At 46.6% G+C, this 11,559-nt stretch carries 10 protein-coding genes and 1 pseudogene; 2 read left to right on the top strand and 9 right to left on the bottom strand.

Features of this window, described 5'->3' with window-relative positions:
• Positions 1-6 precede the first annotated feature (6 nt).
• The 6 genes from istB to NX722_RS28890 form a co-directional block, all read right to left on the bottom strand.
• Positions 7-762: an IS21-like element helper ATPase IstB gene (gene istB, locus NX722_RS15325; RefSeq protein ID WP_262568678.1), complete on the bottom strand. Its 756-nt coding sequence runs from the start codon at positions 760-762 to the stop codon at positions 7-9.
• Between the two features lie 10 nt (positions 763-772).
• The gene (locus tag NX722_RS15330) at positions 773-1,234 is read right to left on the bottom strand and encodes a hypothetical protein (RefSeq protein WP_262563708.1); all 462 of its coding nucleotides are present in this window, start codon (positions 1,232-1,234) and stop codon (positions 773-775) included.
• 12 nt (positions 1,235-1,246) lie between these two features.
• Positions 1,247-2,881, bottom strand: a complete 1,635-nt coding sequence (locus NX722_RS15335) for an IS1634 family transposase (RefSeq protein ID WP_262563709.1) — start codon at positions 2,879-2,881, stop codon at positions 1,247-1,249.
• Positions 2,882-2,927: 46 nt separating this feature from the next.
• The gene (istA, locus tag NX722_RS15340) at positions 2,928-4,070 is read right to left on the bottom strand and encodes an IS21 family transposase (RefSeq protein WP_407647998.1); all 1,143 of its coding nucleotides are present in this window, start codon (positions 4,068-4,070) and stop codon (positions 2,928-2,930) included.
• A 183-nt stretch (positions 4,071-4,253) separates the two neighbouring features.
• Entirely contained in the window at positions 4,254-6,431 is a 2,178-nt protein-coding gene (locus tag NX722_RS15345) for a type I restriction endonuclease subunit R (RefSeq protein WP_262563710.1), read from the bottom strand.
• Positions 6,432-6,550: 119 nt separating this feature from the next.
• Positions 6,551-6,643 (bottom strand): DUF2442 domain-containing protein, encoded by a 93-nt coding sequence (locus NX722_RS28890; protein ID WP_407647999.1) that lies wholly within the window; start codon positions 6,641-6,643, stop codon positions 6,551-6,553.
• A 212-nt stretch (positions 6,644-6,855) separates the two neighbouring features.
• Here NX722_RS28890 and NX722_RS15350 point away from each other — a divergent pair, with 212 nt between their 5' ends.
• Positions 6,856-8,127: an AAA family ATPase gene (locus NX722_RS15350; protein WP_262563712.1), complete on the top strand. Its 1,272-nt coding sequence runs from the start codon at positions 6,856-6,858 to the stop codon at positions 8,125-8,127.
• Between the two features lie 195 nt (positions 8,128-8,322).
• Here NX722_RS15350 and NX722_RS15355 read toward each other — a convergent pair whose 3' ends face one another.
• Complete coding sequence (locus tag NX722_RS15355) at positions 8,323-9,525, bottom strand: ISL3 family transposase (protein ID WP_262563714.1); 1,203 nt, start codon at positions 9,523-9,525, stop codon at positions 8,323-8,325.
• 70 nt (positions 9,526-9,595) lie between these two features.
• Positions 9,596-9,832, bottom strand: a pseudogene (locus NX722_RS15360) (IS1 family transposase); the annotation flags it as partial.
• 79 nt (positions 9,833-9,911) lie between these two features.
• Here NX722_RS15360 and NX722_RS15365 point away from each other — a divergent pair.
• Entirely contained in the window at positions 9,912-10,952 is a 1,041-nt protein-coding gene (locus NX722_RS15365; protein WP_322740909.1) for an IS1595 family transposase, read from the top strand.
• Here the strand turns inward: NX722_RS15365 and NX722_RS15370 are convergent.
• A complete protein-coding gene (locus tag NX722_RS15370) occupies positions 10,938-11,507 on the bottom strand; it encodes an IS1 family transposase (RefSeq protein ID WP_262563715.1) in 570 nt (189 codons plus the stop codon). The two genes, NX722_RS15365 and NX722_RS15370, sit on opposite strands and share 15 nt — an antisense overlap.
• Positions 11,508-11,559 lie beyond the last annotated feature (52 nt).

Raw genomic sequence — 11,559 nt, forward strand, 5'->3', positions numbered from 1 at the left:
TAATTTTTAGCTTGCGTGTTCACGATCATCCAGTTTTGCTTTTATTTTTCTCATAGATTCTCCCTTGAGTTCTATCCGGTGTGCGTTGTGGGTCAGGCGATCCAGAATCGCGTCTGCCAGGGTGGCGTCACCGATGCTGTCATGCCATTTCGACACTGGCAGCTGGCTGGTCACTATGGTTGAGCTCTGGTTGTGTCGGTCGTCCATGATTTCCAGCAGGTCGTTGCGCTGGCTCTGGTTTAGTGGTTCCAGTCCCCAGTCGTCCAGAATCAACAGGTTTACTTTGGCCAGCTGTTTCAGTTGCTTGCTGTAACTGCCGTCACCGTGGGCAACAGTCATGGCCTCCAGCAACCTTGAGGTGCGGAAGTAGCGAACACTGAGCCCCCGCAGGCAAGCTCCGTGTCCGAAGGCACAGCTCAACCAGCTTTTCCCTGTGCCGCAGGGGCCCGTGATCAGGAGGTTTTGTTTTCGCCGAAGCCACTCGCAGGTGACCAGTGTCGCCATTTGGGATTTCGTTATGCCCCGTGGCTGTTCGTAATCAATGCCTTCCAGCGTGGCTGACAGCTTGAACCGGGCCGCCCTGAGCAACCTGGCCAGCCGTTTGTTGTTGCGGTCTGCGTCCTCCTGGTCAACCAGCAGGGCAAGACGTTCTTCGAAGCTAAGGCCTTCGTAAGTACCGGGCTGCTCCTGCTGCAGAGCAAGGGCTTCGGCCATGCCGCTGAGCCGCAGACTGCGTAACCGGGTCATCGTCTGGTTAATCATGTTCTGCTCCTCATCGGTAAAAGCCTGCACCACGAATGTTTTCATGGCTGATGGTGACTCGCTGGCTGTCGTTTTCCGGTGGCTGCTCAACAGGCACCTTGTCCAGCCCTGATTGCAGGATGGAGCGTACGTTGCCTACCCTGCGACCTCCGGTTTTGATCGCACGGTCACAGGCAGCGTTCAGCCGCTTCTGTCCGTACTCACGCTCAAGGTTTAATAGCCCCAGGCAGGCCCGGCAAGCCTGTTCCTGATGCTTTTTGTCGTCCAACAGTTGTCGGGTAAATTTCAGAACCTGCGGCCCCAGCTTCTGTGCCCAGCGCAGCAGTCTTCCCGGTGTCCACTGTTGCTGTTTCTGGTGGCTTTTAGGCATATGCTCCGGCTTGGTGGTGAAACCTCCTTCTGAGTATTGCCGGACGTGGCTGGTTACGGGCTTGCCCTTGTAGAGAATCTGGACAGTGTTGTGACCCGTCATTCACCACCCTATTCAGGAATAAATTTCTTGGTACGTTGAGCCCAAAATAAAAATGATCGTCGATTGCCTCTCCGATATTCCAACCATGTGTTTCTCCGTCCCGTTAACCGACAGCACATGAATCCCATCAAAGCACAGGAAAACCCATCTGCCCGTTGGGTTCTGGGCTGGTTTCTTCTTCATGTCCGGGAACGTTCGGCTCTGCCTTTTCAGTTCATAGCGGATTCGATGCTGAATTGCAGCATAGACCATAAGGCAGAGTGTCATCACCATTAACAGGGCCTCAATACGCTCAGGTTTTTTGAGATACAGTGAAGACACCAGAAAATCAGGGCTCTTCAGGAAGCGAAAACCTCTCTCAACCTGCTGCTGGGATTTATACGTCCTCAGTAGTTCGCCAGCGTCAAGCCGGGCTGTATCTGTATCGTTGGTTGCCAGAACAAAACAACCCAACGATGCTTCTGCATCACGACGAGTCTGTACAGCAACCGCGCAGGAGCCTGTCACATAATATTCATAGTGGTCGGGAACTGTCCCATCAGCAGGACGGCCTTTGGTTTTATAGCAGGGACTCTCGATGATCTCAGGTTCAGCCTGGCAGTATACGGACTGTTTTTGCCATAGCTTGAAAGCTTCCATGGCATCCGATTCGCAACAGAATGGCTTCTTGCCCAATTTCTCAAGTTCCTTGAATTCCTTCAGGGACTTTTTCTGCATACGCCTTGTCAGTGTCTTCTGTTCTGTTTTCTGGCTTTGATTATTTCGAAACAGTACCCAACGTTGTACGACACCTGCATAGTCAGACAGAGTCTCTACAGATTCGTAATGCTCAAACCCTTCAACCTCAACCATTGAGCGCAATGGCGCACTTTGAACCAGTTCTTTGGCTGCACCAATGTTGAGAGGAACTCTGGAGATAAACAACTGATCCTGCTGACTCAGTTCCTGAACGGTTTCAGCCACATACAATGCGGCATCACCGATGAAGTAACGGGCATTCAGTGCCGCTTTGAAGCTCTTTATATGCTCAGAAACCACTTGTTTGAAACTGGTCTTGTCCGTCACATTACCGCTGGCTGCTTTCATAAACATCGGAATGCCTGCCCGGTTTTCGGTCAGCAGGAGCAATATGGCCTGGTTCAGGTCAGGACGATGATCTCGGCTGTAGCCCTTGCAAAGCCTGATGCAATTGAGGTCTTCGTCACTGACTTCCTCCTCGCTGTTATAACGGCCATCGACGTGAAATCCTGTGCCATCAAGGTTGAGTGCATCACATGGCAATTTGAGATGCGTAGCCACCTTGATAGCCAGCTCAAAATAGACTTTACTGACACCCAGTTCAAACAGTTCATCCAGTGCTCTTCCAAGAACTTTGTCGTTTATGTGTTCGGGCTCAATCCCCTCTCTGATCAGTTTATCGAGGGGTTTATTGGAGAAGAACTGAGGGAACATGTGGAGAGACTGCCCCGTAAAGCCGAGGCCATTGATAATCATCGCGACAACGGCCTCACCGTGGGAGATGTTCCATTCGTCAGATACTTTGGGCGCGCGCCTGTCGATATGGTCGGCAATGCCCAGCTCTTTGCACATTCCAGCCACTAGACCGAGATGATCCATGACCTGAGAGCGGTATTGAATAGGAGGCATAACAAGGCTTCTTGATATTTGCTTATCTGATAATAGATAGCAGGTATTAGGAAAATGTCATGCTGGGTGGTGAATGTCGGTTGTGACTGCCACGGATCTCCACCTGCTCCCTCACCAGCTGGTGAGGCACGGAGTAATAGTGGCTGCTGAACTGAACGTGGTAGTCAATGTTGACCTTGGCCATCCTGAACTCAAGATATTCAAAGGGCTGCCTGGGCAGCGGTGCCATCGCAGGCCTGTCCAATAGTTCAAACTGACTGCGGCGGCAGCCGGGCAGCTGCTTGAATGGCCGGCTGTTCAGCTCTTCCAGCAGGCGTCGTATTTCCCAGTTCAGTTCGGAAAGGGAGAAGAACGTCGTATGACGCAGGCGCATTAGAATCCAGCGCTCTACCAGTTGTACGCCGACTTCTACCTTGGCCTTGTCTTTTGGCTTGTAGGGGCGCGCCGGCAGGATGGAGCAGCCGAAGTGTTCCGCCATGTGCTGGTAACTGCGGTTGATTTCCGGGTCATAGCGACAGGCTTTGGTGACAGCGCTGCGCAGGTTGTCCGGCACCAGCATTTCCGGTACTCCGCCGAAGAACTGGAATGCCCTGACCTGCGAGCCAATAAAGTCCACCGAGCCCTGGGTCCAGGAAGCGTCTGCATAGGTGTAATTGGATGCCCCCAGTACCGCCACGAATATTTGCGCAGGTGTTGTCGCTCCGGTCTCCTTGCTGACAATTGGAACTGTCAGGCCTGCGTAGTCAACAAACAGCTTTTCACCGCCCTTGTGCTGCTGGCGCATTGAGCGCTTCTGCTTTTTGCACCATTCGTTGTAGCGATGGCAAAACTGGCTGTGGCTGTAGGCATTGTGGGGATAAACCTCACAGTACTCTTCCCAGAGCAGCTGTTTGGTCATGCCCTTTTGCTTAAGACTGCTATGGAGCTCGCTCCAGTCAGGCTCAATAAAGCCCTGATGCTTACGGGACGGCGTGTCAGGAGACAGCCGGTTTATAAGCGCGGAGTCGTCCATATTGTCTGGCAAAGGCCAGGAGAGCCCGGACACTTCAAACAATTTCAGGTATTTGCTGACCGCACCGACACTCACCCTGACACTGGCGGATATCTGCCGGGTAGACAGTTTGCACTCACAGCGAAGTCGAAGAATTTCCCGAATCTTGCGCATTGATAACCTCTTTTCCTTTGGCATAGCCGCTTTCCCTGTTGTTGTGGAATTAGGGAAAGCGGCACAAGTTGAATGAAATCAATGCTTAAGGAGGGTTTTTTGGTTCATTTCGGAAATCATTCCGGTGTCGTGAACACTCATTCCGGCATTGTGAACAGTGATTCCGGAAATTCGCAAAAAGTGTTCACGATTAAGCGGAATAAGTGTTCACGGTTTTTCGGAATAGGCGTTCACGATAAACCGGAGTGGGTGTTCACGGGAGGCCGGAATATGCATTTCAGGCTTGTCGTCGTTGAAGGCCTTCTTGAAACTCTCCACGGCATCCAGGCTCTTTGACTCATTTCTTGCAGCAACAAAGTCAGCCTTTTCATTCGTCCCGTCGCTGGAAATGATGACCGCTGTTTTCAAAAACTTCAGTCGTTTCAGTATTTCAGAGTTTTGTTCTGTCGCTGCCAGTGCTGCGTATTCTGAAATCTGTTGAGTAATCGCTTTGCGAATATAGGTCTGGTAGTGAATGCAGGCTTGTTTGGAAGAACACACCACCTGAGCCTTGAAGCCGGATGGCATAATGCCGCGCACGTAATGTCTGACCAGATCATTGGCAATTTCTTCTATTCGCTTTTCAGCATCAAGAATATCGCCCTCTGCGCCATACTTTTTGCGAATTTCCAACAGCTCTTCTTCGGTTCTGTCTTTGAACAGATTTTCAAATTTAGTGTCAAAGCCAGACCGGTCATATATCGCCGTGTCAGCGGTACGCCCTTCATACAAAATCTGCAACGTGGCATTATCATCGACCGCATCCTGCAACTTATATTTGTCGATATAGGCATCTCCCTGACTGGCTCCAAAGCGCTTCCATGTGGGGTCTGTGTGATGATCGGCGATCAGCGGGGTTCCGGTGAACGCAATGCGAGTCGCATTGGGAAATGCATCAAACAGGTTATCAGAAAGACTGGCTCTGCCTTTGCCGCTGCGCTGTGTTCTGTGTGCTTCATCGATCAGGATCAAAACCTGATCACGGTCATTAATAACACCAAAGTCATTAAAATAGGCGACTTCTACCTGATAATTGGCAGCGGCTTCCGCCACTCTGGTTTCATCCTCAGAATCCAAAGCCACCTTATACTCAGCAGACAACGCCTTACGCACACTGTCTGGCAGAAATGAGGCATCTTCCTCCCGAAACTTATGAATCATCACCATATTCAGGTTGGACGCATCAGAAGACAGTTTGCTTTTAGCTTCCCTGCTACTGCTGATTTCTACGACGGTTTCACCGGTCAAGCCAGCGGTTTGGGTTAGCTGCTCCTCAAGATCCCTGCGGTCATTCACCATCAGGACTTTGTAATCTTTCAGGCTTTGCATGCGCCGCAACTTGCGCACCAGAAAGACCATGGTCAGGCTTTTTCCGCTTCCCTGGGTATGCCAGATAACCCCCGAACGCTGGAGAGAAGTCTCCCCCTCCCCCATACGCTTAAGAATCTTATGCACCGCACGGAACTGCTGATAACGACAGATGACTTTAATTCGGTTTGAACCCGCTGCCATAAACAGGGTAAAGCTGCGAGTGATATCCAGCAGCCGTTGAGGATGCAGCATTCCCTGCACAAGTTGCTCCTGAGAACGATGCAGCATAACTTCCGGAGCATGATAGGGTTCATGGTCCGGATAGATGGTTTTCCAGTTAAAGTAATACTCTTCTGATGAAGTAATCGTACCGAACTTGCAGTCATCGCCGTAGGTGCTGATCATCAGCTGATTCGTGTAGAAAAGCTTTGGCTCACCTTCCCGGTTCTTCGAAGTTTCCGGTTCACGCAGGTCAGCATAACGGCGCAACTGCTCGATCCCTTCAAACATCGGGTTAGTACAACTGCTGCTCAGCTCCTTACACTCAATCACCACGAGGGGGAGGCCGTTCACAAATAAAACGATGTCAGGACGGACATGCCCTTTGGTATGCCCCGGAGTATCAATGCGGAACTGGTTGATGACCGTAAAGGTATTGTTTTGCCAGTGCTCAAAGTCAATGATTTTGACAACCGGACTGTCCTCACCGGTCAGCTCGTTCTTATCCACTTGCCATTTGTAGAGCCGTTCCAGAAACTCCTGATTGGCTCCAAGTAATTTGTCAGTACCAAAATCGGTGAAGTCTTCCAGCAATCCATCCAGCTGCTCCGGAGTCAGCCATTGAGTCCCCTCCTCCGTGGTATTAATTTTCAACACAGCACTTTTAAACTGCTCCGCCAGCACCACTTCCCTGAAACTACTGCGGAAGCTGGTTGCCGGGTCTGAAGGGATGCCTGAGCCCAGGTCATAAACGTCCCAGCCCATTGATGAAAGCTGGGTTAACAGGGGACGTTCGACATCCTTGTATTCACTCATGAAAAACAACTCCGGACAGGGGCAACTATCTTGAAAACTCCGATCCGGACATAGTGATAGAAAGCGAAGGTCACATGCAAGGGGTGGGGAGCTCAAAAAGCGTGAAAACATCCGCTTATTCAGTGAACCCCCAGCAATAACCCCTTAACGCTTAAATCCTTATCAAGATCAGGCCAGTGAATGCCCATGCAGGACGTACCCAAAACCTTCAAACCGATGCGCCTTCGGCGCGCGGCTTAAAGCGACGTTGTGTGCTACATATTAGCCAAGCTATCACTTAACAAGCAAAATCGTTACATTTTTGCAAATATCGCTATTAAGTGCTACTGTTTAAGCAAACATAGCCTCATATATGCCATAAACAATGCTTATAGATTTTTCTCTACAAAATTTCACATCATTCAACTCCAAACAGGAGTTGAGTATGGTTGCTTCAACTTCAACAAAAGAAAATTTCAACTTAAGCAACATCAAAGAAATTAATTCTTATGGTGTTAAGAATGTTTTAAAAAGTGCCACAATATTTGGAGCGAATGCCTCTGGGAAGTCCAACTTGTCAAGAGCAATTGCTACTTTAAAAAAAATTGTGCTTGAGTCACTAGACTCCATTAGTGACAAAGCAATAGATAATGCAATTCCTTTCTTACTGAAAGAAGATCTTTATGATCAGCCGACTGAATTTGAAGTTACTTTTTTGGCAAACGGCAATATGTATCGATATGGCATCTCTATTGAAAAAGGTTTAATTGCTGAAGAATGGCTTTATTGGACTAAAACATCAAGAGAAACTCAATTATTTCACCGAGAAGGTCAGAAAGTAACATTTAACCAACGTTCATTTAGTGAAGCGCGATCCTTCGTTAACAAAGATGGCGATTCATGGAATATTGAAAAAACAAAGCCATTTGTTCCATTTATCTCTGTTCTCTCTCAGTTTGATGGAGAAAAATCCGTTGTTGTAACCGACTGGTTTCAAAGCCTAAATGTCATATCTGGTTTGGATGATCATGGTTTCAAAGAGTTTACAATAGGTTTATTTGAAAACAACTCTGATTTTAAAGAGTGGGCACTTGAAATACTAAAATCACTTCAAATCGAAGATATTATCGTTGACGAAGTAGAAGATAAAATTCCACTACCGACTAAAAGAAAATCCCTAGAGGACTCTGACTTAGATGATGCTCTAAACAAACTTCAGGGTTTTATAGAAAAAAATAATATTAAAAAGAAATTGATTAAGATTATTAAATTAAATCCTGAGACTGATAAATTTTATTCGTTCCCCCTTGCCCTGGAGTCTGAAGGAACGAAGAAACTAATTTATTTGCTAGGCCCTTTATATGAGGTGATAAAAAATGAAGAGGTCTTGATTGTAGATGAATTTGATAACAAGTTTCACACTCTTTTATGTAAATTTATTCTTGATCTTTACTATGCAAGTAATCATGGCTCAAGCCAGCTGATCGTTACTTGCCATGATACTAATTTATTGACTAAAAATTTATTTAGAAGAGATCAAATTTGGTTCACTGAAAAAAACGCCCTCAATGAAAGTGAAATATACTCACTTATTGAATATAAAGAACATTATACGAGAAAAGAAGGCAGCTATAGTAAAGATTATCTTTCAGGGAAGTACGGTGCAATACCCCTTTTTGGCTCTATCGCAAGTATAGGGGATATCCTAAATGGGTAAGCGTGACAGAAGTAGAGGGCAGATAAGGTCACGTAAAGAAAATACAAGAAACGAAAGAAAAGTAGTTCAAAATAGAGAACTCATGACTTTTAGTTTCAAGTATTTGGATCAAACTCAACCGTCTAAAAAACCTGAAACAATAGAGGGTAGTGGGGCAAACCTGTTATATTTCAGGCTCTTTTACAGGTTGGCTGATCATTTTACAGCCTCCTGCCTGATTTTAAGATAGAGGTAATCAAGATCATTGTAGCCACAAGCTTTGTAGATAATCCGTTTGATGACTCCATTGAAAGCTTCAATCTTCGCGCTGGTTATACGATGATGGCAGTACGACAGCAAGCCCTCTCTTGCCCTGTCCAAGCCCTTAGCAAACCTCTTAAGTTCTGCAATTCCGGTTTCTTTTGCTAACTCTATCCATCTATCCAGAAACTTGCCGGCACACGCTTTGTACGTGTACGTCCATAGCTGTTTGAGCATGTCTTTCAGGATGTAAGCCTGATTGAGATCCTCGTTCATGCTCAAGAGCTCTTTCAGACTGCTTTCTCGCTTTGGAGTCAGGTTCTCAGGGTTCATGAACAGGTTGAACCGCTGACCCTTGATAAAGGGCTTGTTCTCTTCTTCAGCCTGACGCCACTCCCTGCGCCTTATCTGATCTATCACATCATTATAATTGGCAATAATGTGAAACTTGTCGTATACAATATCCGCATTGGGCAAGTGCTCTTTCACCGAAGCCTGATAGCTGCCACCACGGTCTATGCCAACACACTCGATGCTCGCTTTTTGCTCTTCAGTCAGGCTGCTCAAGAACTCATCCAGAGTCTCTTTTCGCTTGCCTTCACCAAGGAAGAGGGTTTCTCCTGAGTCGGCGTTAAGAACAACGGTAAGATACTGATGGCCTTTGCCAATGGATTTTTCGTCAATGAGCAGAGCGCGAATACCGTCACGCTTTGGAGCTGGAAGCATTCTCAGCAGCATCTCTTTATCCCAACGACGGGCAGTACCACCGGATATAGCAATGAATTCAGGCACCTTGTCGCAGGGCATATAGCGACATAAATGGCTGACGTGTCGTTTAAGGCGATCGGTTGCCTGAGCCTTGGGAGTTAAACCAGGAATAGTAACGGTTTCAATATTGTTGCAGTGTGAGCAGCGGCCCTGAAAAGCTGTGAAGAGAAGATTTACCTGTAGAACTCCCAGTGGTAAATCCTGGACACACCGATCTTTTGTCTTCATTTGTCCCATAGGGGTTTCACATTGACTGCATTTCTCGTGCTGAATTCGGCCATCCCTGCGGAGATAGACAAAAGCTTGTTTGACTTCCCAATCAATATCAATCTGCTCGATTACCCAGCCGGGAAATGCGAACATAGGACGTAGTGAGGGTGTTGTACACATGTCTGATCCTTCAGAAATTTTGATCTGTTCAAATCAATCTTTCCTGAAAGGCTATTTCTGTTGCAACCCCTCATTTTCCATCAGCCAACCTGTAAAAGCCCCATATTTCATGGATGTCAATGCCAAATTCGATTTTGTTGATCAACAGGCCAATAACAATATCGTGCATTTGTTCTAACTTTGAAAAGAATAGTGTCTTTCTGGCCAGACGCTTAATCCAAGTTCTAAAATTCAGGTTTTTACGTTCAATTTTCTGAGTATTTTCTTTTCCGATGATGTGTCTGCTTTCGTCGAGATTACGTTCATAGGCTCCCCAATGGCTAAGTTCGTGTTAGCAGTTGAATGAGCTATACTTCCCATGCCTTCTAGTTTTCAGGCACAGCGTTATGCAATTCGAGATATTTAAGAATTTTGTTGATGCCATTTCGACATTAACCCTTGAGCAATATGAAACCCTCAGCAGAGCAATGACAGATGCTCAAATAGGTTCTGATGAAGCAGAAGAATCCATTGGTTCTGTCGCTATAGAAAGCGAATACTCCTCCAATACTAAAAACTCTACATCTGAACTTGAAACCTGCATTTTGTCTCACTTTGCAGAACAGCCAGTTTGCCCTAAGTGCCAAGGACATGATATTGGTCGGTGGGGTTTTCAAAACGAGCGTCAGCGCTACCGTTGCAAGACATGTAAAGCTACTTTTAACGCTTTCTCTGGTACGCCTCTAGCAAGACTTAGATACCCCGAAAAATGGAATGACTATCTAACTGGGATGACTTACTCCATGACATTGCGAGCATCGGCCAGTGAATATGGCGTTAGTCTTGAAACAGCGTTCCGCTGGCGTCACCACTTCCTTGAGGTCATAAATAATGATCAGGCAGAAGAGCTCAAAGGCATTACAGAATTAGACGAGACTTTTTTTCGAGAGTCATTCAAAGGTCAGAGAAAAGACCTGCCAAGGCCTACGCGGAAGCGTGGCAATGATCCCAATAAAGCGCGAAAGGTGCCGGTTTTAGTGGCTCGAGATCGTGAGAAGAACACTGTAGATGGCATACTCGAAAACGAAAGTGCTAATGAACTATGCCGTCATTTAAACGGCCGCATATCGATTGAAGGTACGGTCTGTGCCGATGCACACCTTGCCCACGAAAAGCTTGCTGAGAAACTTGGTTTTGAGTTCAAGGAGCTGGTTACTTCTGCTGGCCAGCATGTTATCGAAGGTATTTACCACATTCAGCATGTCAATGCTTACCACAGTAACTTAAAAACATGGATTGGCGGTGTATTTCATGGTGTTGCTACCCGCTATCTCCCGCATTACCTAGCCTGGAGGCGTGATCTGACTGCATCAGTAAAGTTAAATACTGACCAACTCGTCAGAAGAATTGCGGAACATTGGTGCTTCCAACTGCTAACAGGAACTTAGCCCTCCCCAATCATCAGTATAAAATTTCTTGATACCAAATGGTTCAAGAAGTTCTTTTAGTTTTTTGAAAACCTCATCCTTTCGTTTCCCAAAAACGTAAGCCAAAACAGTATTGGTCGCATGATCAACTGCATGCCAAAGCCAACGCTGGTTACTTTTTTCAAACACATACGACCACTGTTCATCTATCTCTGCCTCTTGGCAGGCGCGGCCTACGTGAATCACAGCACCCGTTCCAAGATCCATTTTCTGAATATTTGGATTAACTTGAACTAAGCCTTTCTCTTTTTTTAATGTGTTTATTACTGTTTTTTTATTGATTCCCAAAACCCTGCTTGTATCCCTGATGCCGCCACCATTAATTGCCATATCGACGATTTTTTCTTTAACGCCTGGCTCATAAGCTTTATACCGGTACTCAAGCATAAAGGACTTGGTTTCACATTCAGCATTACAGCAAAAGTAGCGAGGAACATTATGAACACTGTAACCAAAGCTTTTAACGTCATTACCGCCACATTTCGGGCAGTGAACTGGTGTGGAGCACATTTTCATATCGCACCATGACAAATACGGCATACGCCGTATTTTAGCAAACAACTACAAA

The sequence above is a fragment of the Endozoicomonas gorgoniicola genome (assembly GCF_025562715.2).
Taxonomy (GTDB): Bacteria; Pseudomonadota; Gammaproteobacteria; order Pseudomonadales; family Endozoicomonadaceae; genus Endozoicomonas_A; species Endozoicomonas_A gorgoniicola.

Coding starts and splice junctions, on each gene's coding strand:
- istB (WP_262568678.1), bottom strand. CDS start 762: ATGATTAACCAGACGATGACCCGGTTACGCAGTCTGCGGCTCAGCGGC.
- NX722_RS15330 (WP_262563708.1), bottom strand. CDS start 1,234: ATGACGGGTCACAACACTGTCCAGATTCTCTACAAGGGCAAGCCCGTA.
- NX722_RS15335 (WP_262563709.1), bottom strand. CDS start 2,881: ATGCCTCCTATTCAATACCGCTCTCAGGTCATGGATCATCTCGGTCTA.
- istA (WP_407647998.1), bottom strand. CDS start 4,070: ATGCCAAAGGAAAAGAGGTTATCAATGCGCAAGATTCGGGAAATTCTT.
- NX722_RS15345 (WP_262563710.1), bottom strand. CDS start 6,431: ATGAGTGAATACAAGGATGTCGAACGTCCCCTGTTAACCCAGCTTTCA.
- NX722_RS15350 (WP_262563712.1), top strand. CDS start 6,856: ATGGTTGCTTCAACTTCAACAAAAGAAAATTTCAACTTAAGCAACATC.
- NX722_RS15355 (WP_262563714.1), bottom strand. CDS start 9,525: ATGTGTACAACACCCTCACTACGTCCTATGTTCGCATTTCCCGGCTGG.
- NX722_RS15365 (WP_322740909.1), top strand. CDS start 9,912: ATGCAATTCGAGATATTTAAGAATTTTGTTGATGCCATTTCGACATTA.
- NX722_RS15370 (WP_262563715.1), bottom strand. CDS start 11,507: ATGAAAATGTGCTCCACACCAGTTCACTGCCCGAAATGTGGCGGTAAT.